Origin of the sequence: Streptomyces cyaneofuscatus (assembly GCF_042718795.1) — a bacterium.
In the GTDB taxonomy this organism is placed as follows: domain Bacteria; phylum Actinomycetota; class Actinomycetes; order Streptomycetales; family Streptomycetaceae; genus Streptomyces; species Streptomyces cyaneofuscatus_A.
In genome coordinates this window covers 19,087-42,014 of record NZ_JBHXOX010000016.1, presented here as the reverse complement: position 1 = coordinate 42,014, position 22,928 = coordinate 19,087, and the positions used below count along the sequence as shown (strand labels likewise).

Genomic DNA, 22,928 nt, shown 5'->3' with positions numbered 1-22,928 from the left:
GCCGACGCCCCTTCCCCGGCGCCGGCGGACCTCCCCTTCGGAGCGGGCGGGGACCAGGACGTATGTACCGGCCGCGCGGGACAGAGCCTGAGAGGGCGCATTGAGCCAGACCCGACACGTCCCGGTGATGCTCCAGAGGTGTCTGGACCTGTTGGCCCCGGCTCTCCAGGACCCGGCCCACCCCGAGCCCGTGGTCGTCGACTGCACCCTCGGCCTCGGCGGCCACAGCGAGGCGCTCCTCGAAGCCTTCCCCACCGCCCGGCTGATCGCGCTGGACCGGGACAAGGAGGCCCTGCGGCTCTCCGGTGAACGGCTCGCCCGCTTCGGCGACCGCGCCACCCTCGTCCACGCCGTCTACGACGAACTCCCCGAGGTCCTCGCCCGGCTCGGCGTTCCCACGGTCCAGGGCATCCTGTTCGACCTCGGGGTCTCCTCGATGCAGCTCGACGAGGCCGACCGCGGCTTCGCGTACGCCCAGGACGCCCCGCTCGACATGCGGATGGACCAGACGACCGGGATCGGCGCCGCCGAGGTTCTCAACACCTACCCGCCCGGCGAACTCGTGCGGATCCTGCGCGCGTACGGCGAGGAGAAGCAGGCCAAGCGGATCGTCTCCGCCGTCGTGCGCGAGCGCGAGAAGGAGCCGTTCAGCAACAGCGCCCGGCTCGTCGAGCTGATCCGCGACTCCCTGCCGCAGGCCGCCAAGCGCACCGGCGGCAACCCGGCCAAGCGGACCTTCCAGGCCCTGCGCATCGAGGTCAACGGCGAGCTCAGCGTTCTGGAGCAGGCCATCCCGGCGGCCGTGGCGAGCCTCGCCGTCGGCGGCCGGATCGCCGTGCTCGCGTACCACTCGCTGGAGGACCGGCTGGTGAAGCAGGTCTTCGCCGCCGGCGCCGCCAACACCGCGCCGCCCGGCCTGCCCGTCGTCCCCGAGCGCTACCAGCCCCGCCTGAAACTGCTCACCCGGGGCGCCGAACTGCCCACCGAGGAGGAGGTCGCCGAGAACCGGCGCGCCGCCCCCGCCCGGCTCCGCGGCGCCCAGCGCATCCGGGAGGACGAGCGATGAGCACCACGGGGGGCACGCGGTGAGCAGGCCGGCCGCATCGCTGAAGGGGCGCGCCGGACGGCTCGCCCGGCTGATGCCCACCGCGTCCCCCAGCAGCGCGGCCCGTACCCCGTTCGTCCTGCTGGTCGTGCTCCTCCTGGGCGGCGGGCTGATCACCCTGCTGCTGCTGAACTCCGCGCTCAACGAAGGATCGTTCAGGCTCAGCAAGCTCAAGCGGGACACCACCGAGCTCACCGACGAGCAGCAGGCCCTCCAGCGCGACGTCGACAGCTACTCCCAGCCCGACGCCCTGGAGCGCCGCGCCCGGGAACTCGGCATGGTCCCCGGCGGCAGCCCCGCCTTCCTGAACCCGGACGGCACGGTCCGCGGAGTCCCCAGGGAGGCCACCGCCCCGCCGCCCAGCCCCAGTCCGAGCCCCACCCCGAGCGCCGAGCCGACCCCCGAGGGCGGCGCGCAGGCGGACGGCACGGAGCCCGCCGCCCCGGCCGCCCCCTCCGGCTCCGCAAGCCCCTCACCGGGCGCAGCCGCCGAGGCCGAAACCCAGGGCGCCCCCGCAGAGCCCGAGCCCCAAGGCGCCCAGGCCGACCCCGCCGGGCCTCAAGACGCCCCGGCCCCCGAGAGCACCCCGGCGACCCCGCCCCCGACCACCCCCGGCAGGTGACGCAGTGCCGCCCAAGGAACCGCCGCGCCGCCGCGTACCCGGCCCGGCCCGCCCCCGTAACGGGGCCAACGGCCGCTCCGGCGCACGCCCCCCGGCCCGCGTCCCCCGCCCCGCCCCACGGCGCACCACCGCACGCGGGCGCGCGCCCCGCACCCTGCGCCTCGGCTCCCCGCGCCCCCGGCTCCGGCTGGTCAGCCTCGGGCTGACGCTGATCATGCTGCTCTTCGTGGCCCGGCTGCTCCAGGTCCAGGCCGTCGACGCCACCGCGTACGCGGCCAAGGCCGAGAAGAACCGCTACCTGGAGTACACGGTCGCCGCCGAGCGCGGCGAGATCACCGACCGCAGGGGCGTCGCGCTCGCCACCAGCGTGGACGCGCACAACATCACGGCCGACCCGAAGATGTTCACGCCCGAGGACAGCAAGGCCCCCGACGCGCCGCAGCAGGCCGCCGCGCTGCTCGCCCCGATCCTCGGCAAGGACGTCGACGAGCTGGTCAAGAAGCTCTCGACCCCCAAGAGCCGCTACACCGTGCTCGCGTACCGGCAGACCCCCCAGGTCTGGAAGCAGATCAAGGACCTCAAGGCCGTCTTCGCCGAGAAGGCCTCCGAGGACAAGCTGAACGGCGGCACGGGCGCCAACGTCCTGGCCGGGGTCCTCCAGGAGCCCACCACCAAGCGGGTCTACCCCAACGGGGACCTCGCCGCCGGGATACTGGGATTCGTCAGCGCCGACGGCAAGGGCGGCGGCGGACTCGAATCGCAGCTGGACCAGGAGCTCGCGGGCGAGGACGGCAAGATCCGCTACGCCCAGTCCGGCGGGCGCCGGGTCCCCACGGCGGGCGGCAGCGAGGACCCGGCCGTGCCCGGCTCCGACATCGAGCTGACCATCGACCGCGACATCCAGTGGGCCGCTCAGAAGGCCATCAGCGACCAGGTCGAGAAGTCCAAGGCCGACCGCGGCTACGTCATCGTGCAGAACACCCGGACCGGCGAGCTGCTGGCCATGGCCAACTCACCGGGCTACGACCCCAACGACCTCTCCCAGGCCACCTCGGCCTCCCTCGGCAACGCGGCCCTCCAGGACGTGTACGAGCCCGGCTCCACCAGCAAGGTCATGTCGATGGCCGCCGTACTGGAGGAGAAGGCCGCCACGCCCGGCACCCATGTCACCGTCCCCAACCGGCTGCACCGCGGCGACCGGCTCTTCAAGGACGACATCGACCACCCCACCTGGTACCTCACGCTCAACGGGGTCCTCGCCAAGTCCAGCAACATCGGCACGATCCTGGCGACCGGTCAGCTCGGCAAGACCCAGGCCGAGTCGAACAAGGTGCTCTACGACTACCTGCGCAAGTTCGGCCTCGGCAAGAAGACCGGCCTCGGCTACCCCGGCGAGTCGCCCGGTCTCCTCGCCCACCCCAAGGACTGGTCGACCTCACAGCAGTACACGATCCCCTTCGGCCAGGGCCTCTCCATGAACGCCGTCCAGGCCGCCTCGGTCTACTCCACGGTCGCCAACGGCGGGGTCCGGATCGACCCCACCCTCGTACGCGGCACCAAGGGCGCCGACGGCCGCTTCACCGCCGCCGACGCCCCCGAGGAGACCCGGGTGGTCAGCGAGAAGACCGCCAAGACCCTGGCGACCATGCTGGAATCCGTCGTCGGCGACCAGGAGGGCACCGGCACCAAGGCCGCCATCCCCGGATACCGGGTCGCGGGCAAGACCGGCACCGCCAACCGGGTCGACCCGGTCCGCGGCGTCTACAAGGGGTACACCGCCTCCTTCGCCGGCTTCGCCCCGGCCGACGATCCGCAGATCACCGTCTACTGCGCGATCCAGAACCCCACCAAGGGAAGCTACTTCGGCGGCCAGATCTGCGGCCCGATCTACAAGCAGGTCATGGAGTTCGCGCTCAAGACCCTCCAGGTCGCACCGTCCGGCAACAAGCCGCCCCGGCTGCCGGTGTCCTTCAAACCCGGCGAGTGAACACGGGGATGCGCGAGCATCTCCTCCAAGGGAACCCTCAGTGACAACCATCACCCCCGATCCCGGGAACCGGAACGAGAACTTCCCGGGACCCGGTCCCTCGCTTCGCGAGAGCCCGCACCGGCCCGGTACGCTCACCGCCGTGCCCCACGCTGATCAGTCCCAAACCTCTCAGAAGGACGCGCCTGTGACCTACCCGGGAGCGCCCCGACCGGACCGGCTCCGGCCCACCCCCCTCGGCGAGCTGGCCGACCGGCTCGGCGTCGACGCGGCCGGGGACGGCGAAGTCACCGGCATCACCCACGACTCGCGGGCCGTGCGCCCCGGAGACGTGTACGCGGCCCTGCCCGGCGCCCGTATGCACGGCGCCGACTTCGCCGCCCAGGCCGCGGGCCTCGGTGCCGTCGCCGTCCTCACCGACCCGACGGGCGCCGAACGCGCCGCCGCCACCGGCCTGCCGGTCCTGGTCGCCGAGGACCCACGCGGCGTCATGGGCGAACTGGCCGCCGACATCTACGGGCGGCCCGGCATCGGCCTCCTCCAGATCGGCATCACCGGAACCTCCGGCAAGACCACCACCGCGTACCTGGTCGAGGGCGGACTGCGCGCCGCGGGCCGCGCCACCGGGCTCATCGGCACCGTCGAGATGCGCATCGGCGACGAGCGCATCAAGTCCGAGCGCACCACCCCCGAGGCCACCGACCTCCAGGCCCTGTTCGCCGTCATGCGCGAACGCGGCGTCGAGGCCGTCGCGATGGAGGTCTCCAGCCACGCCCTCGTGCTCGGCCGGGTCGACGGCTGCGTCTTCGACGTCGCCGTCTTCAACAACCTCAGCCCGGAGCACATGGAGTTCCACTCCGGCATGGAGGACTACTTCCAGGCCAAGGCCCAGCTCTTCACCCCCGAGCGCAGCCACCGCGGCGTCGTGAACTTCGACGACGAGTACGGCCGCCGGCTCATCGACGAGTCCGGCGTCCCGGTCACCACCTTCTCCACCGAGGGCCACCCGGACGCCGACTGGCACGCCGAGGACGTCCAGGTCGGCCCGCAGGACAGCACCTTCACCGCCGTCGGCCCCAAGGGCGAGCGGATCGCCGCCCGCGCCCCGCTGCCCGGCCCGTTCAACGTCGCCAACACCCTCGCCGCGATCGTCACGCTGGCCGTCGCGGGCGTCGACCCGCAGATCGCCGCCGACGGCATCGCCGCCGTCCCCGGGGTCCCGGGCCGGCTGGAGCGGGTGGACGCCGGACAGCCGTACCTCGCCGTCGTCGACTACGCGCACAAGACCGACGCCGTCGAGTCCGTGCTCCGCTCCCTGCAGAAGGTCACCGAGGGCCGGGTGCACATCGTCCTCGGCTGCGGCGGCGACCGCGACACCACCAAACGCGGCCCGATGGGCGCCGCCGCGGCCCGCCTCGCCCACACCGCCGTACTGACCTCCGACAACCCCCGCTCCGAGGACCCCCTCGCGATCCTCGCCGCGATGCTCTCCGGCGCCGCCGAGGTCCCCGTCCACGAACGCGGTGACGTCCTGGTCGACGCCGACCGGGCCTCGGCCATCGCCGCCGCCGTCGCACGCGCCGAACCGGGCGACACCGTCCTCGTCGCGGGCAAGGGCCACGAGCAGGGCCAGGACATCCACGGAGTCGTACGCCCCTTCGACGACCGCAAGGTCCTGCACGACGCCATCGAGCGGTCCCTGGGGCGCACCGGCGCCGCCGACCGTGCCCCGCACCACGAGAACAACAGTCAGGGATGACCAAGTGATCACCCTTTCCCTCGCCGAGATCGCGGACATCGTCGGCGGGCAGCCGCACGACATACCGGACCCGGCAGTCACCGTCACCGGCCCCGTCGTCATCGACTCCCGCGAGGTCGCACCCGGCAGCCTGTTCGCCGCGTTCGCCGGCGAGCGCGTGGACGGCCACGACTACGCGCAGCGCGCCGTCGAGGCGGGCGCGGCAGCCGTCCTGGCCGCCCGCCCCGTCGGCGTTCCGGCGATCGTCGTGGACGACGTCGTCGGCGCCCTCGGCGCGCTCGCCCGTACCGTCGTCGAACGCCTCGGCACCACCGTCGTCGCGCTCACCGGCTCCGCGGGCAAGACGTCCACCAAGGACCTGATCGCGCAGCTCCTCCAGCGCCACGGCCCGACCGTCTGGACGCCCGGCTCCCTCAACAACGAGATCGGCCTGCCGCTCACCGCCCTGAGCGCCACCTCCGAGACCCAGCACCTGGTCCTGGAGATGGGCGCCCGCGGCATCGGCCACATCCGCTACCTCACCGAGCTCACCCCGCCCCGCATCGGCCTGGTCCTCAACGTCGGCTCCGCCCACCTCGGCGAGTTCGGCAGCCGCGAGGCGATCGCCCAGGCCAAGGGCGAGATGGTCGAGGGCCTGCCCGAGGACGGCTGTGCCGTACTCAACGCCGACGACCCTCTCGTACGCGCGATGGCTTCGCGCACCAAGGCCCGCGTCCTGCTCTTCGGAGAAGCCCCGGAAGCGGACGTACGGGGCGAGAAGGTCCGGATGACCGCCGACGGGCGGCCCGCGTTCGAGCTCCACACACCCACCGGGTGCAGCGACGTGACCTTGCGCCTGTACGGTGAGCACCACGTGTCGAACGCGCTCGCCGCGGCCGCCGTCGCCCATGAGTTGGGCATGTCCGTGACCGGGATCGCCGATGCGCTCTCGGAGGCGGGCACCCTCTCCCGCTGGCGCATGGAGGTCACCGAGCGCGGGGACGGTGTGACGGTTGTCAACGACGCCTACAACGCGAACCCCGAATCCATGAGAGCCGCACTGCGTGCGCTGGCTGCCATGGGCCAGGCCCGAGCGGCCGACGGGGGACGCACCTGGGCGGTGCTCGGTCAGATGGCCGAGCTCGGTGACGCGTCGCTCGCCGAGCACGACGCGGTCGGACGGCTCGCCGTCCGGCTCAACGTCAGCAAGCTCGTCGCTGTCGGGGGGAGAGAAGCCTCCTGGCTGCAACTGGGCGCATACAACGAGGGTTCGTGGGGTGAGGAGTCGGTGCACGTGTCCGACGCACAGGCGGCCGTCGACCTGTTGCGCAGTGAACTGCGCCCGGGAGACGTCGTGCTGGTGAAGGCGTCCCGGTCGGTCGGCCTGGAGAAGGTCGCCCAGGCACTGCTGGAGAACGCGACCGAGGGCGAGGTCGCCGGCCGATGAGGCAGATCCTCTTCGCGGGGGCCATCGGGCTCTTCCTGACCCTGGTCGGGACCCCGCTGCTGATCAAGCTGCTGGCCCGCAAGGGATACGGGCAGTTCATCCGGGACGACGGCCCGCGCACGCACGGCAGCAAGAAGGGCACGCCCACGATGGGCGGCATCGCCTTCATCCTGGCGACGATCATCGCGTACGTCCTGGCGAAGGTGATCACCGGCGAGGACATCCGGTACTCCGGCATCCTCGTGCTGTTCCTGATGGCCGGGATGGGCCTCGTCGGCTTCCTCGACGACTACATCAAGATCGTCAAGCAGCGTTCGCTGGGTCTGCGGGCCAAGGCGAAGATGGCCGGCCAGCTGATCGTCGGTATCGCCTTCGCGGTGCTCTCGCTCCAGTTCGCCGACTCCCGGGGCAACACCCCCGCCTCCACCCGGCTCTCCTTCGTGGAGGACTTCGGCTGGTCGATCGGCCCGGTGCTGTTCTGCGTCTGGGCGCTGTTCATGATCCTCGCCATGTCCAACGGCGTGAACCTCACGGACGGCCTGGACGGTCTGGCCACCGGCGCCTCGGTGATGGTCTTCGGCGCCTACACCTTCATCGGCCTCTGGCAGTTCCAGGAGTCCTGCGCCTTCGCGGACAACCTGACCAACCCCAGCGCCTGTTTCGAGGTACGGGACCCACTCGACCTCGCCGTCGTCGCCTCCGCGCTGATGGGCGCCTGCTTCGGCTTCCTGTGGTGGAACACCTCGCCCGCCAAGATCTTCATGGGTGACACCGGCTCGCTCGCCCTCGGCGGCGCGCTGGCGGGCCTCGCGATCCTGTCCCGCACCGAGTTCCTGCTCGCCATCCTCGGCGGCCTCTTCGTGATGATCACCATGTCCGTGGTCATCCAGGTCGGCTCGTTCAAGATGACCGGCAAGCGGGTCTTCCGGATGGCACCGCTCCAGCACCACTTCGAACTCAAGGGGTGGTCCGAAGTCCTGGTCGTGGTCCGCTTCTGGATCATCCAGGGCATGTGCGTGATCGTCGGCCTCGGCCTCTTCTACGCGGGATGGGCAGCCAAGAAGTGAGCACCGTGGACTGGCAGGGCAAGCACGTCACCGTCGCCGGACTCGGCGTCAGCGGCATCCCCGCGGCCCGTGCCCTGCACGAGCGCGGCGCGCTCGTCACCGTCGTCAACGACGGCGACGACGAGCGCGCCCGCGCGCAGGCCGCCGAACTGGAGGCGCTCGGCATCACCGTGCGCCTCGGCGACGGCGCCACCCTGCCGCCGTCCACGGAACTCGTCGTCACCGCCCCCGGCTGGCAGCCGGACAAGCCGCTCTTCCTGGCTGCCGCCGAGGCGGGCGTCGACATCTGGGGCGACGTCGAGCTGGCCTGGCGGCTGCGCGGCGACAACGGGCGCAAGGCCGCCCCCTGGCTCGCCGTCACCGGCACCAACGGCAAGACCACCACCGTACGGATGCTGGCCTCGATCCTGGAGGCCGCGGGCCTGCGCACGGCGGCGGTCGGCAACATCGGCGTATCGCTGCTGGACGCGGTGCTCGGCGAGCAGGAGTACGACGTCCTCGCCGTCGAGCTCTCCAGCTACCAGCTGCACTGGGCGCCCTCCCTGCGCGCCCACTCCGCCGCGGTCCTCAACCTCGCCCCGGACCACCTCGACTGGCACGGCTCGATGGAGGCGTACGCCGCCGACAAGGGCCGCGTCTACGAGGGCAACACGGTCGCCTGCGTCTACAACGCGGCCGACCCCGCCACCGAGGACCTCGTCCGCGAGGCCGACGTCGAGGAGGGCTGCCGCGCCATCGGCTTCACCCTCGGCGCCCCCGGCCCTTCCCAGCTCGGCGTGGTCGACGGCATCCTCGTGGACCGGGCCTTCGTGAAGAACCGCCAGAAGCAGGCGCAGGAGCTCGCCGAGGTCTCCGACGTGAACCCGCCGGCCCCGCACAACATCGCCAACGCGCTGGCCGCCGCCGCCCTCGCCCGCGCCTTCGGCGTGGAACCGGCCGCCGTCCGCGACGGGCTGCGGAACTTCCGCCCGGACGCCCACCGCATCGAACACGTCGCGGACATCGACGAGGTCGCGTACGTCGACGACTCCAAGGCCACCAACACCCACGCCACCGAGGCCTCGCTCGCCGCCTACGACTCCATCGTCTGGATCGCCGGCGGCCTCGCCAAGGGCGCCACCTTCGACGAGCTGGTCACCGGCGCGGCGAAGCGGCTGCGCGGAGTCGTGCTGATGGGCGCCGACCGCGCGCTGATCCACGAAGCCCTGACGCGACACGCCCCGGAAGTCCCGGTCGTCGACCTCGACCGGACCGACACTGGGGCGATGTCCGAGGCGGTGGAGCACGCCGCCCGGCTCGCGCGGCCGGGCGATACGGTACTGCTGGCCCCGGCCTGCGCCTCGATGGACATGTTCACCAACTACATCAAGCGGGGCGAGGCGTTCGCGGACGCGGTCCGCGCACGTGCCGAGACGAGCGCCTGACCGACCGGGCTCCGCGCCGGGGCCGCGCCCTGGGGCACGAGCAGTGGAGGGGACAGCGACAATGCCGGCCGAGAAGAGCTCCGCCGTACGCAGCCGACGGCCGGCGCCGCCCCGGAGCGCGGGACGCGGCTCCCCGGCCCCCCGCGCCCCGCGCGGCGGCGTACGGCGCCTCTACGAACAGGCACGCCGGGCCTGGGACCGCCCTCTGACCGCCTACTACGTGATCCTCGGCTCCAGCCTCCTGATCACCGTGCTGGGCCTGGTGATGGTCTACTCCGCCTCGATGATCCAGGCGTTGAACATCGACAAGTCGTCGACGTACTTCTTCGGCAAGCAGTTCGTCGCCGCCGTCATCGGGGGCGCGCTGATGATGATCGCCTCCCGGATGCCGGTGAAGCTCCACCGCGGGCTGGCCTACCCGATGCTCATGGTCACCGTCTTCCTGATGATCCTGGTCCAGGTGCCGGGAATAGGGATGTCGGTCAACGGCAACCAGAACTGGATCTACCTCGGCGGCCCGTTCCAACTCCAGCCCAGCGAGTTCGGCAAGCTCGCCCTGATCCTCTGGGGCGCCGACCTGCTCGCCCGCAAGCAGGACAAGCGGTTGCTGACGCAGTGGAAGCACATGCTGGTCCCGCTCGTCCCGGTCGCCTTCATGCTGCTCGGGCTGATCATGCTGGGCGGCGACATGGGGACCGCGATCATTCTCACGGCGATCCTCTTCGGCCTGCTCTGGCTGGCCGGCGCCCCCACCCGGCTCTTCGCCGGGGTGCTCGGATCCGCCGCCGTCCTCGCGGTCCTGCTGATCTGGACCAGCCCCAACCGGATGTCCCGGCTCTCCTGCATGGGCATCATCGGCGAACCCGACCCGGACGACGGCTGCTGGCAGGCCGCCCACGGAATCTACGCTCTGGCCTCCGGCGGATGGTTCGGTTCCGGGCTGGGTGCGAGTGTGGAAAAATGGGGTCAACTCCCGGAACCCCACACCGACTTCATCTTCGCGATCACCGGTGAGGAACTGGGTCTGGCGGGGACGCTGTCCGTGCTCGCCCTCTTCGCGGCTCTAGGCTATGCGGGTATCCGCGTGGCCGGACGCACGGAGGACCCCTTCGTCAGGTATGCCGCGGGAGGCGTGACCACCTGGATCATGGCCCAGGCCGTGATCAACATCGGTGCGGTGCTCGGCCTGTTGCCGATCGCCGGTGTCCCGCTCCCGCTGTTCTCCTACGGAGGGTCCGCCCTGCTGCCGACGATGTTCGCGGTCGGGCTCATGATCGCCTTCGCGCGGAACGATCCCGCCGCGAAGGCGGCCCTGGCCATGCGGAGGCCCGGGGTGAGATGGAAGACGATGAGACGGCGCGTCACGAAGCGTCCGTCCGGAGAGCGGTGAATTTCGGTGCATGTCGTACTCGCCGGCGGGGGGACCGCCGGACACATCGAGCCCGCGCTTGCCCTCGCAGACGCCCTGCGCAGGCAGGACCCGACCGTGGGAATCACTGCCCTCGGCACGGAACGCGGCCTGGAGACCAGGCTCGTACCCGAGCGGGGGTACGAGCTCGCCCTCATCCCCGCCGTACCGCTGCCCCGTAAGCCCACCCCCGAGCTGATCACCGTCCCGGGCCGGCTGCGCGGCACCATCAAGGCGGCTGAGCAGATCCTGGAGCGCACCAAGGCGGACTGCGTGGTCGGCTTCGGCGGTTACGTGGCGCTGCCCGGCTACCTCGCCGCCAAGCGCGCCGGCGTGCCGATCGTCGTCCACGAGGCCAACGCCCGTCCGGGCCTCGCCAACAAGATCGGCTCCCGGTACGCCCACGGGGTCGCCGTCTCCACCCCGGACAGCAAGCTGCGCGACGCCCGCTACATCGGCATCCCGCTGCGCCGCACCATCGCCACCCTGGACCGCGCCCGGGTCCGCCCGGAGGCCCGCGCCGCCTTCAGCCTCGACCCCAACCTGCCCACGCTGCTGGTCTCCGGCGGCTCGCAGGGCGCCCGCCACCTCAACGAGGTGGTCCAGCGGGTCGCGCCGCTGCTCCAGCGCTCCGGGATCCAGATCCTCCATGTGGTCGGCCCGAAGAACGAATTGCCGCGGATCGACAACATGCCCGGGATGCCGCCGTACATCCCGGTACCGTACGTGGACCGGATGGACCTCGCGTACGCCGCGGCCGACATGATGCTCTGCCGCGCGGGCGCGATGACCGTCGCCGAACTCTCCGCCGTCGGGCTCCCCGCCGCCTACGTCCCGCTGCCCATCGGCAACGGCGAACAGCGGCTCAACGCCCAGCCGGTGGTCAACGCCGGCGGCGGCCTGCTGGTGGACGACGCGGCGCTGACCCCCGAGTGGGTGCAGGGCAACGTCCTGCCGGTGCTGTCGGACCCCCACCGGCTGTACGAAATGTCCCGCGCCGCGGCCGAGTTCGGCCGGCGCGACGCCGACGACCTGCTCGTCGGCATGGTGTACGAAGCGATTGCCTCCCGCCGCCAGGCGTGAGGCGGTGCGGACCCGGGGCGGGCGCCCCGGGTCCGGCGAAGGAGCGAGCGTGGCCGGACCGACGACCGCCCAGCGCGGCCCAGCGGAGCGAGCGGACACCCCCGCCCGCCCGCCGCACATCGGCCCCGAGGGGCGCCGGCTGAGCCGCCGCACGCTGCTGATCCTGATCGGCGTCGCGGCGGCCCTGCTCACCGCGTTCGTCATCTGGGTGCTGTACGGCTCCTCCTGGCTCCGTGTCGAACGCGTGACCACCACTGGCACGGAGGTGCTGACCCGCGAAGAGGTGGAAGCGGTTGCCGCCGCACCGCTCGGGTCGCCGCTGATCTCCGTGGACACCGGCGCGATGGAAGGCCGGTTGCTCCAGAAGTTGCCACGTATCGACTCCGTGGATGTCGTGCGGTCCTGGCCGCACCGCATCAGCCTTAAAGTGACGGAACGCAAGCCGGTCCTTCTGGTGGAAAAGGGTGCGAAGTTCGTCGAAGTCGACGGAACGGGCTTCCGATTCGCCACGGTGGACCGGGCACCCGAGGGGGTGCCCCTGCTGGAGCTGAAGCCGGAACGGTCCGCGAGTCTGCGCAGGTTCGGCAGTGACGGTCTGTCGGCGGAAGCCGTCCTGGTCGCGGGCGAGCTGCCGAGGCGTCTCGCGAAGGAGGTCGAGGCGGTGCGGATCACCTCGTACGACGGGATCTCCTTGCGGCTCACCCGTGGCCGGACGGTGATCTGGGGCAGTAGTGAGGACGGGCCGGCGAAGGCGGATGTTCTCACCGCTCTCATGAAGGCGGAGCCCAAAGCGGGACAGTTCGACGTGAGTGCCCCCAGCGCCCCTGCGGTATCGGGGAGTTGACGTGCATTTGTGCTGGCCAGCCCCCTGGTTGGTCAGCGCTACGGGTGATCACATAGGGTGAAAAGAAAAACGGGAGGTTCGGCGTGTTCGTTGAACGTGCGCCACTTGTCGACTTAGTGTCCTGTTCGGAAGAGTCCAGGAAGCAGACACACTGTTAACCCTAAAGTTGAACGTTAGGGTTTGGGTCGGCATTCGGACCGTCCCCATCGACATCAGTCGTCGCCGCGGGTCACCCGCAGAGCGACGACACGTAACTCGAGGCGAGAGGCCTTCGACGTGGCAGCACCGCAGAACTACCTCGCAGTCATCAAGGTCATCGGTGTCGGCGGCGGTGGTGTCAATGCCATCAACCGAATGATCGAGGTCGGTCTCAAGGGCGTCGAGTTCATCGCGATCAACACGGACGCACAAGCCCTGTTGATGAGCGACGCCGACGTCAAGCTCGACGTCGGCCGCGAACTCACCCGGGGCCTCGGCGCCGGGGCGAACCCGGCCGTCGGTCGCAAGGCGGCAGAGGACCACCGTGAGGAGATCGAGGAGGTCCTCAAGGGGGCCGACATGGTCTTCGTCACCGCCGGAGAGGGCGGCGGCACCGGCACCGGCGGCGCACCCGTCGTCGCCAACATCGCGCGCTCGCTCGGCGCCCTGACGATCGGCGTGGTCACCCGCCCGTTCACCTTCGAGGGCCGGCGACGCGCGAACCAGGCGGAGGACGGCATCGCCGAGCTCCGCGAAGAGGTCGACACCCTCATCGTCATCCCCAACGACCGCCTGCTGTCCATCTCGGACCGCCAGGTCAGCGTGCTCGACGCCTTCAAGTCGGCCGACCAGGTCCTGCTCTCGGGTGTCCAGGGCATCACCGACCTGATCACCACGCCGGGCCTGATCAACCTCGACTTCGCCGACGTCAAGTCGGTCATGTCCGAGGCCGGATCGGCGCTCATGGGCATCGGCTCGGCGCGCGGCGACGACCGCGCGGTCGCGGCGGCGGAGATGGCGATCTCCTCGCCGCTCCTGGAGGCGTCCATCGACGGCGCCCGCGGTGTCCTGCTCTCCATCTCCGGCGGCAGCGACCTCGGTCTCTTCGAGATCAACGAGGCCGCCCAACTGGTGAGCGAGGCGGCACACCCCGAGGCCAACATCATCTTCGGCGCCGTCATCGACGACGCCCTCGGCGACGAAGTCCGGGTCACTGTGATCGCGGCCGGATTCGACGGCGGACAGCCGCCGGCCCGGCGCGAGAGCACCCTCGGCGCCAACACGAACAAGAGGGAGGAGCCGGCCGCCCCGGCCAGGCCCTCCGCCGAGAGCGCGCGCCCGTCGGGCGGACTCGGTTCCGTACCGCCGCGCGAGGAGAGCCCGGCCCCGGCCGAGCCCGCCCCCGCGTCGGTTTCGAGCGAGAGCCCGCTGTCACAGGCCTCTCCGCCGCACGTCCCGCCGGCCCGTCCCTACCAGGACACCCAGGCCGAAGAGCTGGACGTACCGGACTTCTTGAAGTGATAGGTCAGCACCAGGCGGAACCCGTCACGGGCAGCGCTCACTTCGCCTTCACCGACCGGTGGGGCGGAGTGAGCGCCGCTCCGTACGGTGAGCTCAACCTCGGCGGCGCGGTCGGTGACGACCCCGCCGCCGTCGGCGCGAACCGCGAGCGCGCGGCCCGCCGGCTCGGCCTCGACCCGGCCTCGGTCGTCTGGATGAACCAGGTGCACGGCCGGGACGTGGCGGTGGTCGACGGACCCTGGGGCGCGGACGCGGAGATTCCGGCCGTGGACGCGGTGGTGACCACGCGGCGCGGACTGGCGCTCGCCGTCCTCACCGCCGACTGCACCCCCGTCCTCCTCGTCGACCCGGTCGCCCAGGTCGCCGGAGCGGCGCACGCCGGGCGGCCGGGGCTGGTCGCCGGAGTCGTCCCCGCGGTGGTCGAGGCGATGACCGCGCTGGGTGCACGCCCGTCCCGGATCACCGCGCACACCGGCCCGGCCGTCTGCGGACGGTGCTACGAGGTGCCCGAGGAGATGCGGGCCGAGGTCGCCGAGGCGGTCCCCGGCACCTGGTCCGAGACCAGTTGGGGAACCCCGGCGGTCGACGTCACCGGCGGGGTCCACGCCCAGCTCGCCGCTCTCGGGGTGGGTGACCTGCACCGTTCGCCGGTCTGCACCCGTGAATCGGGCGATCACTTCTCGTACCGCCGCGACCGCACCACCGGGCGGCTCGCCGGATATGTCTGGTTGGACTGATAGGGCATGACGGACCGTAAGGCTCAACTCGCGGCGAATCTCGCACAGGTGGAGGAAAGGATCACCTCCGCCTGTGCGGCGGCCGGCCGCAAGCGCGAGGAGGTGACCCTGATCGTGGTCACCAAGACCTACCCCGCGAGCGATGTCCGCATGCTGCATGAACTGGGTGTGCGCCATGTCGCCGAGAATCGTGACCAGGACGCGGCGCCGAAAGCCACCGCTTGTGCGGATCTTTCCCTGACATGGCACTTTGTCGGACAATTGCAGACGAACAAGGTTCGTTCTGTGACGAGTTATGCCGATGTCGTGCAGTCGGTCGACCGGATCAAGCTGGTCACCGCCCTCTCGGCCGCCGCGGTCCGCGCGGAGCGCGAGCTCGGCTGTCTGATCCAGGTGGCCCTGGACGCGGAGAGCGGCGAGCGCGGCGAGCGCGGTGGCGTCGCGCCCGACGGGATCGAGGAGTTGGCGGCCGCGGTCGACGCGGCGGAGGGTCTGCGGCTGGAGGGTCTGATGACCGTGGCGCCGCTGGCCGGACCGTTTGCCGGCAGGCAACGGGCCGCGTTCGACCGGCTGATGGAATTCGCCACCCGCCTGCGCGCCGGTCATCCGGCTGCCACCATGGTCTCCGCAGGTATGAGTGCGGACCTGGAGGACGCGGTGGCGGCCGGAGCGACACATGTACGCGTCGGTACGGCGGTACTCGGAGTCCGACCCGGGCTCGGGTAACGTCGCGAAGCAAGTCGGACCACAGCAGAAAATATGGTCATTCCCCAGCACGGCGGGGCGGACCACCGTGGATCGCGGGCACTTGGTGACGAATGCCGATCCACCACAGAGCGGAGGACTCGGAGCATGGCCGGCGCGATGCGCAAGATGGCGGTCTACCTCGGCCTCGTGGAGGACGATGGGTACGACGGCCCGGGGTTCGACCCCGATGACGAATTCGAGCCTGAGCCGGAGCCCGATCGGCGACGGCATCAGCCCCCGCACCAGGTGGAACGCGAACGCGAGCGGGAGCGCGAAAGGGATGAACCGGTACGAGTGGTACAGCCGCCCGCCCAACGCGAGCCGGTTCAGCTCCCCGCGGAAAGCGTGCGACCCGCCCGGATCGCACCCGTGGCATCCATCACACCTGAACGCCCGAACATGGAGAAGAACGCACCGGTGATCATGCCCAAGGTCGTGTCCGAGCGGGAGCCGTACCGCATCACCACGCTGCATCCCAGGACCTACAACGAGGCCCGTACCATCGGGGAACACTTCCGTGAGGGCACTCCGGTGATCATGAATCTCACGGAGATGGACGATACGGACGCGAAGCGACTTGTCGACTTTGCCGCAGGACTCGTCTTCGGGCTCCATGGCAGCATTGAACGCGTGACGCAGAAGGTGTTCCTGTTGTCGCCTGCTAACGTCGATGTCACGGCGGAGGACAAGGCCCGCATCGCAGAGGGCGGATTCTTCAACCAGAGCTGAGAACACGACACCGGGAACGACCCGGCCGCGAGGCCGGTGCCGGCCGAGAGGCCGGAGCTAAGAGAGCCAGGGGAGAGGGAAGCGCGAGACATGGGCGTCGCACTGGATGTGGTCTATATCGCGCTGATGTGTTTCCTCATCGTGCTGATCTTCCGGCTGGTCATGGACTACGTCTTCCAGTTCGCACGTTCATGGCAACCCGGCAAGGCGATGGTGGTCGTACTTGAGGCCACCTACACTGTCACCGATCCACCGCTCAAGCTTCTGCGGCGGTTCATTCCGCCGCTGCGTCTCGGGGGCGTGGCACTCGACCTGTCCTTCTTCGTTCTGATGATCATCGTCTACATCCTGATCAGCGTTGTGGTCAGGTTGTGAGCGACACGGTCTTGCCGACTGCCGACGACTACGTAGAGGTGAAGAAGAGATGCCGTTGACCCCCGAGGACGTGCGGAACAAGCAGTTCACGACCGTCCGCCTCCGAGAAGGCTATGACGAGGACGAGGTCGATGCCTTTCTCGACGAGGTCGAATCGGAGCTGACCCGTCTGCTCCGTGAGAACGAGGACCTGCGCGCCAAGCTGGCCGCCGCGACGCGTGCCGCCGCGCAGAACCAGCAGCAACAGCAGCAGGGTATGCGCAAGCCCCCGGAGCAGCAGGACCGCCCGGGCGCTCCCGTGCCCGCCGCCATATCTGGACCTCCGCAGCAGCAGCAGCCCCCGCAGATGGGTCCGCCCCAGCTGCCCGGTGGCGCGCCGCAGCTGCCTGCCGGCCCCAGCGGTCACGGCCCCCAGGGCGGCCACGGCGGCCCCCAGGGCCAGGGCCCGATGCAGGGCGGTCCCATGGGTGGCCCGATGGGCGGCCCCATGGGTCAGCACCCCCAGCAGCAGCAGATGCAGCAAATGCAGCAGATGCAGCAGCCGCCGATGCAGCAGCAGGGGCAGGGCCCCGGTGGCGACAGCGCCGCCCGTGTCCTCTCGCTCGCGCAGCAGACCGCCGACCAGGCGATCGCGGAGGCCCGTTCCGAGGCCAACAAGATCGTCGGCGAGGCGCGCAGCCGTGCCGAGGGTCTGGAGCGCGACGCGCGCGCCAAGGCCGACGCCCTGGAGCGGGACGCGCAGGAGAAGCACCGCGTGGCGATGGGCTCGCTGGAGTCGGCCCGCGCGACGCTGGAGCGCAAGGTCGAGGACCTGCGGGGCTTCGAGCGCGAGTACCGCACGCGGCTGAAGTCCTACCTGGAGAGCCAGCTGCGTCAGCTGGAGACCCAGTCGGACGACTCGCTCGCTCCGCCGCGGACGCCGGCGGCGGCCTCGCTGCCGCCGTCCCCCTCGCTGGCTCCGGCCGGTGCGGGTGCGATGGGTCACTCCATGGGCAGCTCCAACCACGGTGGCCACGGTGGCCAGCAGATGGGTGGCGGCCCGTCCATGGGCGGTGCGCCGTCCTACGGTGGCCAGCAGCAGATGTCGCCCGCGATGACGCAGCCGATGGCGCCGGTTCGGCCTCAGGCGCCGCAGCCGATGCAGCAGGCGCCGTCGCCGATGCGTGGGTTCCTGATCGACGAGGACGACAACTGAGCGGATCGCGCTCGCTGAGCGCGTAGCCGTCGGCAGTCGAAGGGCCGGGCCCCGGGATTCTCCCCGGGGCCCGGCCCTTTGCCGTGGGCGGCGCCGCCGTTGCGGGGTGCGGGTGGGGCGCCTGCGGCGGGCCTGTTCCCCTACCCGCCCCTTCCCGAGACCGGGGCTCTGCCCCGGACCCCGCTCCTCAATCGCCGGAGGGGCTGCAGAACTCAGCCTCGCCGGCGTTTGAGGCGCGGGGGTTCGGGGGCGGAGCCCCTGAGGGGGTACGGCGGAGGGCCCGGCCGGAACGTGTCCGGCCGGGCCCTCCGCCGTACGGACCTACTGCTTGCGCAGGCGGAACGTCAGTGCCAGGCCCTCGTCCTCGAACGCCGCGCCGTACGTGTCGTCTGCCTCGCCCTCCGCATAGTCCAGGGCCAGGACCTCCTCGGAGATCAGGGGGGCGTGCTCCGTGAGGGCCTCCGCCGTCGCCGGGGACGTCGTCGTCCAGCGGACGGCGATGCGGTCCGCCACGTCCAGGCCGCTGTTCTTGCGGGCCTCCTGGATCAGGCGGATCGCGTCACGGGCCAGGCCCGCGCGGCGCAGCTCCGGGGTGATCTCCAGGTCCAGGGCCACCGTCGCGCCCGCGTCCGAGGCGACCGACCAGCCCTCGCGCGGGGTCTCCGTGATGATGACCTCATCGGGGGCGAGGGTGATCTGCTCGCCCTCCACCTCCACCGACGCCGTGCCCTCGCGCAGGGCGAGGGAGAGCGCCGCCGCGTCCGCGTTCGCGACCGCCTTGGCCACCGCCTGCACGCCCTTGCCGAACCGCTTGCCCAGCGCCCGGAAGTTCGCCTTCGCCGTCGTGTCGACCAGCGAGCCGCCGACCTCCGAGAGCGTGGCGAGCGATGTGACGTTCAGCTCCTCCGTGATCTGCGCCCGCAGGTCCGGAGCAAGCGACTCGAAGCCGCTCGCCGCCACCAGCGCCCGCGACAGCGGCTGCCGCGTCTTCACGCCCGACTCCGCGCGCGTCGCCCGGCCCAGCTCCACCAGGCGGCGCACCAGCGCCATCTGGGAGGAGAGGGTCGGGTTGATCGCCGCCAGATCCGCCTTGGGCCAGGTGGACAGGTGCACCGACTCCGGGGCGTCCGGGGTCACCGGCGCGATCAGGTCCTGCCAGACCCGCTCGGTGATGAACGGGACCAGCGGGGCCATCAGCCGGGTCACCGTCTCGACGACCTCGTGCAGCGTGCGCAGCGCCGCCTTGTCGCCCTGCCAGAAGCGGCGGCGCGAGCGGCGTACGTACCAGTTGGAGAGGTCGTCCACGAACGCCGAGAGCAGCTTGCCGGCGCGCTGGGTGTCGTAACTCTCCATCGCGACCGTCATCTGGTCGACCAACGCGTTGAGTTCGCTGAGCAGCCAGCGGTCCAGGACCGTGCGGTCCGCCGGGGCCGGGTCGGCCGCCGACGGGGCCCAGCCCGACGTGCGCGCGTACAGGGCCTGGAAGGCGACCGTGTTCCAGTAGGTGAGGAGCGTCTTGCGGACGACCTCCTGGATCGTGCCGTGGCCCACCCGGCGCGCCGCCCACGGGGAGCCGCCCGCCGCCATGAACCACCGCACCGCGTCCGCCCCGTGCTGGTCCATCAGCGGGATCGGCTGGAGGATGTTGCCCAGGTGCTTGGACATCTTGCGGCCGTCCTCGGCGAGGATGTGGCCCAGGCAGACCACGTTCTCGTAGGACGACTTGTCGAAGACCAGGGTGCCTACCGCCATCAGCGTGTAGAACCAGCCGCGGGTCTGGTCGATGGCCTCCGAGATGAACTGCGCCGGGTAGCGGCTCTCGAAGACTTCCTTGTTCTTGTACGGGTAGCCCCACTGCGCGAACGGCATCGAACCCGAGTCGTACCAGGCGTCGATGACCTCCGGGACGCGGTACGCCTCCAGTTGGCAGTTCTCGTGCGTGCAGGTGAAGGTGATCTCGTCGATGAACGGGCGGTGGGGGTCCAGGGATGACTGGTCCGTGCCCGTCAGCTCCGTCAGTTCCGCTCGCGAGCCCACGCACGTCAGGTGGTTGTCCTCGCAGCGCCAGATCGGTAGCGGCGTGCCCCAGTAGCGGTTACGGGAGAGCGCCCAGTCGACGTTGTTGTTCAGCCAGTCGCCGAAGCGGCCGTTCTTGACCGAGTCCGGGTACCAGTTGGTCTTCTCGTTCTCCTGGAGGAGACGGTCCTTGATCGCCGTCGTCCTGATGTACCAGGACGGCTGCGCGTAGTAGAGCAGTGCCGTGTGGCAGCGCCAGCAGTGCGGGTAGCTGTGCTCGTACGGGACGTGGCGGTAGAGCTTGCCCCGCGCGTCCAGGTCCGCGGTGAGCGCCTCGTCGGCCTTCTTGAAGAAGACGCCGCCGACCAGGGGCAGGTCTTCCTCGAACGTGCCGTCGGGGCGGACCGGGTTGACCACCGGCAGGCCGTACGCACGGCAGACCAGGAGGTCGTCGGCGCCGAACGCGGGGGACTGGTGGACCAGACCCGTACCGTCCTCGGTCGTGACGTACTCGGCGTTGACCACGTAGTGGGCTTCCGCCGGGAAGTCGATCAGGGCGAAGGGGCGCTCGTAGGTCCAGCGCTCCATCTCCGCGCCGGTGAACGACTGGCCGGTCACTTCCCAGCCCTCGCCGAGCGCCTTCTCCACCAGCGGTTCGGCGACGACGAGCTTCTCCTCGCCGTCCGTCGCGACGACGTACCTGACCTCGGGGTGCGCGGCGACCGCCGTGTTGGAGACCAGGGTCCACGGGGTCGTCGTCCAGACCAGGAGCGCCGCCTCGCCGGCCAGCGGACCCGAGGTGAGGGGGAAGCGGACGAAGACCGAGGGGTCGACGACCGTCTCGTACCCCTGCGCCAGCTCGTGGTCGGAGAGGCCGGTGCCGCAGCGCGGGCACCAGGGGGCGACGCGGTGGTCCTGGACCAGCAGGTCCTTGTTGAAGATCTCCTTCAGCGACCACCACACGGAGTCCACGTACTCCGGGTCCATCGTGCGGTACGCGTCGTCCAGGTCGACCCAGTACCCCATACGGGTCGTGAGCTCGGCGAAGGCGTCGGTGTGCCGGGTCACGGACTCACGGCACTTGGCGTTGAACTCGGCGATGCCGAACGCCTCGATGTCCTTCTTGCCGTTGAAGCCCAGCTCCTTTTCCACCGCGAGCTCGACCGGCAGGCCGTGACAGTCCCAGCCGGCCTTGCGGCCCACGTGGTAGCCCTGCATGGTGCGGAAGCGCGGGAAGACGTCCTTGAAGACGCGGGCCTCGATGTGGTGGGCGCCGGGCATGCCGTTGGCGGTGGGCGGGCCCTCGTAGAAGACCCACTCCGGGCGGCCCTCGGACCGGTCGAGGCTCTTGGCGAACACCCTGTTCTCTTGCCAGAAGTCGAGAACGGCGTGTTCCAGCGCGGGCAGGTCGACCTGGGCGGGTACCTGGCGGTACTGCGGCGATGTCATGTGCGGCTTCCTCCGGCGGACGTATTCCACTTCCGTCGGAGGGACGAGAGCGTCCGGCGCTCCCGCGGTACCACCCTCCTTGGCCCCGGGCGTGCGCCCGTGGCCCCCTCATTGGGGTCGCGATGCCGGGTCTAGTGGCCTCGGCGCCCGTGGGCGGGGCCCATGGTCCGAGGCGTTCTTCCGGCGGCTCCGGGGTGATCTTCACGACGCGCTCGCCCCCGGGCTCCCACCGTCCCCGGGTCGCTGCTGGCTGCGTACGGCGCTACTCGTCCCGTCCATGCCTTTCGCTGGGCCCAGTGTACGGGCCCGGACGGCTGACGGCCGACCGGTTTAACCCGGGGCCCGGGCATGACCCGAATGGCCAGTCGGGGGCGTACGGAGTCGGCGGCGGGGTGCGAGGGCGGCCAGGGGCTGGATTACCGGGCGGGGAGCTGGGAACAACCGATGCAGGCGCGCCACGACCGGGTACGGGGAGGGGCGGAAGGGCGGCGTGCCCCGTTGCCGCGAGGCTGGGGTCGATTTATCGTCCCAGCACGATTCGCGTGCAAGATCACAATATGTGAAGGGGCCGCGGCCATGGTGGCGAAGAAGACGGCGGAAGAGACCGCGGCCGGGCACAAGGCCGTCGGGAAGCCACCGGCCGACGAGACGTCCCAGGACGGGACGGCTGCGGGGAAGGCGCCCTCGGAGGAGGCGCCCGTGAAGAAGGCGCCCTCCAAGAAGGCTGCTGCGAAGAAGGCGGCCGCCAAGAAGACCGTCGCGAAGAAAGCGCCTGCCAAGAAGGCGGCGGCGAAGAAGACCGCCGCCGAGAAGAGCAAGAAGAGCACGACGAGTCCCACGAGCACCACGAAGAGCACCGCGAAGAAGAGCGCGGGCAAGAAGGCTTCGAAGGCGGTCGCAGAGACGGCCGCACAGACGGCCACGGGGGCGGCGCAGGCCGCCGAGGAGACGGGAGCCCACACGGTGGTAGCCAAGAAGAGCGCGAGTCGCCCCGCAGCCGGTACGGACGAGGCGGCCGTGCCGCCCGCCCGTGGAGCCGCCGCGACCGCTCCCGGCGAACTGGCGGTACGGCCCGGGGAGGACCCCTGGACGCCCGAGGAGGTCACCGAGGCACGCACGCTGCTGACCAGCGAGATCATGCGACTGCGCAGCGAGCTGGAGGCCTCGGGGGCGGCGCTCGCCGGGCTGATGCGGGACTCCGGTGACGGCGCGGGCGACGACGAGGCCGACACGGGCACCAAGAACATCACGCGGGAACACGAGCTGTCGCTCGCCGCCCACGCCCAGGAGACGCTGGAGCAGACCGAGCGGGCGCTCGCCCGGCTGGAGGCGGGGACCTACGGGCTCTGCGAGGTCTGCGGCAAACCGATCGGCAAGGCACGGATGCAGGCATTTCCCCGCGCCACCCTCTGCGTCGAGGACAAGCAGAAGCAGGAGCGGCGCGGCTGACCCGTA

At 70.9% G+C, this 22,928-nt stretch carries 18 protein-coding genes; 17 read left to right on the top strand and 1 reads right to left on the bottom strand.

What is annotated here, in order from left to right; genetic code table 11:
* Nucleotides 1-100: 100 nt before the first annotated feature.
* The 16 genes from rsmH (at nt 101) to ACFWRT_RS19490 (ending at nt 18,008) form a co-directional block, all read left to right on the top strand.
* Nucleotides 101-1,066 (top strand): 16S rRNA (cytosine(1402)-N(4))-methyltransferase RsmH, encoded by a 966-nt coding sequence (rsmH, locus tag ACFWRT_RS19565; RefSeq protein WP_380955662.1) that lies wholly within the window; start codon nt 101-103, stop codon nt 1,064-1,066.
* A 19-nt stretch (nt 1,067-1,085) separates the two neighbouring features.
* Entirely contained in the window at nt 1,086-1,727 is a 642-nt protein-coding gene (gene ftsL / locus ACFWRT_RS19560; RefSeq protein ID WP_380955660.1) for a cell division protein FtsL, read from the top strand.
* A gap of 4 nt (nt 1,728-1,731) precedes the next feature.
* The gene (locus ACFWRT_RS19555; protein WP_380955659.1) at nt 1,732-3,714 is read left to right on the top strand and encodes a peptidoglycan D,D-transpeptidase FtsI family protein; all 1,983 of its coding nucleotides are present in this window, start codon (nt 1,732-1,734) and stop codon (nt 3,712-3,714) included.
* 40 nt (nt 3,715-3,754) lie between these two features.
* The gene (locus tag ACFWRT_RS19550) at nt 3,755-5,473 is read left to right on the top strand and encodes a UDP-N-acetylmuramoyl-L-alanyl-D-glutamate--2,6-diaminopimelate ligase (protein WP_380955658.1); all 1,719 of its coding nucleotides are present in this window, start codon (nt 3,755-3,757) and stop codon (nt 5,471-5,473) included.
* A gap of 4 nt (nt 5,474-5,477) precedes the next feature.
* Nucleotides 5,478-6,899: a UDP-N-acetylmuramoyl-tripeptide--D-alanyl-D-alanine ligase gene (locus tag ACFWRT_RS19545; RefSeq protein WP_380955656.1), complete on the top strand. Its 1,422-nt coding sequence runs from the start codon at nt 5,478-5,480 to the stop codon at nt 6,897-6,899.
* Nucleotides 6,896-7,966: a phospho-N-acetylmuramoyl-pentapeptide-transferase gene (mraY, locus tag ACFWRT_RS19540; RefSeq protein ID WP_380955654.1), complete on the top strand. Its 1,071-nt coding sequence runs from the start codon at nt 6,896-6,898 to the stop codon at nt 7,964-7,966. The genes ACFWRT_RS19545 and mraY overlap by 4 nt, the downstream gene beginning before the upstream one ends.
* Entirely contained in the window at nt 7,948-9,390 is a 1,443-nt protein-coding gene (murD, locus tag ACFWRT_RS19535) for a UDP-N-acetylmuramoyl-L-alanine--D-glutamate ligase (protein WP_380955653.1), read from the top strand. The genes mraY and murD overlap by 19 nt, the downstream gene beginning before the upstream one ends.
* A gap of 61 nt (nt 9,391-9,451) precedes the next feature.
* Nucleotides 9,452-10,780 carry a putative lipid II flippase FtsW gene (gene ftsW, locus ACFWRT_RS19530; protein ID WP_380955652.1) on the top strand — a complete coding sequence of 443 codons (1,329 nt, stop codon included), beginning with the start codon at nt 9,452-9,454 and terminating at the stop codon, nt 10,778-10,780.
* A 6-nt stretch (nt 10,781-10,786) separates the two neighbouring features.
* Nucleotides 10,787-11,881, top strand: a complete 1,095-nt coding sequence (gene murG, locus ACFWRT_RS19525) for an undecaprenyldiphospho-muramoylpentapeptide beta-N-acetylglucosaminyltransferase (protein ID WP_380955651.1) — start codon at nt 10,787-10,789, stop codon at nt 11,879-11,881.
* 49 nt (nt 11,882-11,930) lie between these two features.
* A complete protein-coding gene (locus tag ACFWRT_RS19520; RefSeq protein WP_380955650.1) occupies nt 11,931-12,725 on the top strand; it encodes a cell division protein FtsQ/DivIB in 795 nt (264 codons plus the stop codon).
* 276 nt (nt 12,726-13,001) lie between these two features.
* The gene (gene ftsZ / locus ACFWRT_RS19515) at nt 13,002-14,225 is read left to right on the top strand and encodes a cell division protein FtsZ (protein ID WP_380955649.1); all 1,224 of its coding nucleotides are present in this window, start codon (nt 13,002-13,004) and stop codon (nt 14,223-14,225) included.
* Nucleotides 14,222-14,962 (top strand): peptidoglycan editing factor PgeF, encoded by a 741-nt coding sequence (gene pgeF / locus ACFWRT_RS19510; RefSeq protein ID WP_380955648.1) that lies wholly within the window; start codon nt 14,222-14,224, stop codon nt 14,960-14,962. Before ftsZ ends, pgeF begins: the two co-directional genes overlap by 4 nt.
* 6 nt (nt 14,963-14,968) lie before the next feature.
* Nucleotides 14,969-15,688 (top strand): YggS family pyridoxal phosphate-dependent enzyme, encoded by a 720-nt coding sequence (locus ACFWRT_RS19505; protein WP_237325387.1) that lies wholly within the window; start codon nt 14,969-14,971, stop codon nt 15,686-15,688.
* A gap of 126 nt (nt 15,689-15,814) precedes the next feature.
* The gene (locus ACFWRT_RS19500) at nt 15,815-16,438 is read left to right on the top strand and encodes a cell division protein SepF (protein WP_380955647.1); all 624 of its coding nucleotides are present in this window, start codon (nt 15,815-15,817) and stop codon (nt 16,436-16,438) included.
* Nucleotides 16,439-16,528: 90 nt separating this feature from the next.
* Complete coding sequence (locus tag ACFWRT_RS19495; RefSeq protein ID WP_006123846.1) at nt 16,529-16,813, top strand: YggT family protein; 285 nt, start codon at nt 16,529-16,531, stop codon at nt 16,811-16,813.
* 49 nt (nt 16,814-16,862) lie between these two features.
* Nucleotides 16,863-18,008 carry a DivIVA domain-containing protein gene (locus ACFWRT_RS19490; RefSeq protein WP_380955646.1) on the top strand — a complete coding sequence of 382 codons (1,146 nt, stop codon included), beginning with the start codon at nt 16,863-16,865 and terminating at the stop codon, nt 18,006-18,008.
* Between the two features lie 321 nt (nt 18,009-18,329).
* Here the strand turns inward: ACFWRT_RS19490 and ileS are convergent, their stop codons facing one another.
* Complete coding sequence (gene ileS / locus ACFWRT_RS19485; RefSeq protein WP_380955692.1) at nt 18,330-21,473, bottom strand: isoleucine--tRNA ligase; 3,144 nt, start codon at nt 21,471-21,473, stop codon at nt 18,330-18,332.
* A 576-nt stretch (nt 21,474-22,049) separates the two neighbouring features.
* Between ileS and ACFWRT_RS19480 the strand changes: the two genes are divergently transcribed.
* A complete protein-coding gene (locus tag ACFWRT_RS19480) occupies nt 22,050-22,922 on the top strand; it encodes a TraR/DksA family transcriptional regulator (protein ID WP_380955691.1) in 873 nt (290 codons plus the stop codon).
* Nucleotides 22,923-22,928 lie beyond the last annotated feature (6 nt).

What these genes read in the sequence shown, in the direction of transcription:
- mraY (WP_380955654.1), top strand. Translation starts at nt 6,896, where the DNA reads ATGAGGCAGATCCTCTTCGCGGGGGCCATCGGGCTCTTCCTGACCCTG.
- murD (WP_380955653.1), top strand. Translation starts at nt 7,948, where the DNA reads ATGGGCAGCCAAGAAGTGAGCACCGTGGACTGGCAGGGCAAGCACGTC.
- ftsW (WP_380955652.1), top strand. Translation starts at nt 9,452, where the DNA reads ATGCCGGCCGAGAAGAGCTCCGCCGTACGCAGCCGACGGCCGGCGCCG.
- ACFWRT_RS19505 (WP_237325387.1), top strand. Translation starts at nt 14,969, where the DNA reads ATGACGGACCGTAAGGCTCAACTCGCGGCGAATCTCGCACAGGTGGAG.
- ACFWRT_RS19500 (WP_380955647.1), top strand. Translation starts at nt 15,815, where the DNA reads ATGGCCGGCGCGATGCGCAAGATGGCGGTCTACCTCGGCCTCGTGGAG.
- ACFWRT_RS19495 (WP_006123846.1), top strand. Translation starts at nt 16,529, where the DNA reads ATGGGCGTCGCACTGGATGTGGTCTATATCGCGCTGATGTGTTTCCTC.
- ACFWRT_RS19490 (WP_380955646.1), top strand. Translation starts at nt 16,863, where the DNA reads ATGCCGTTGACCCCCGAGGACGTGCGGAACAAGCAGTTCACGACCGTC.
- ileS (WP_380955692.1), bottom strand. Translation starts at nt 21,473, where the DNA reads ATGACATCGCCGCAGTACCGCCAGGTACCCGCCCAGGTCGACCTGCCC.
- ACFWRT_RS19480 (WP_380955691.1), top strand. Translation starts at nt 22,050, where the DNA reads ATGGTGGCGAAGAAGACGGCGGAAGAGACCGCGGCCGGGCACAAGGCC.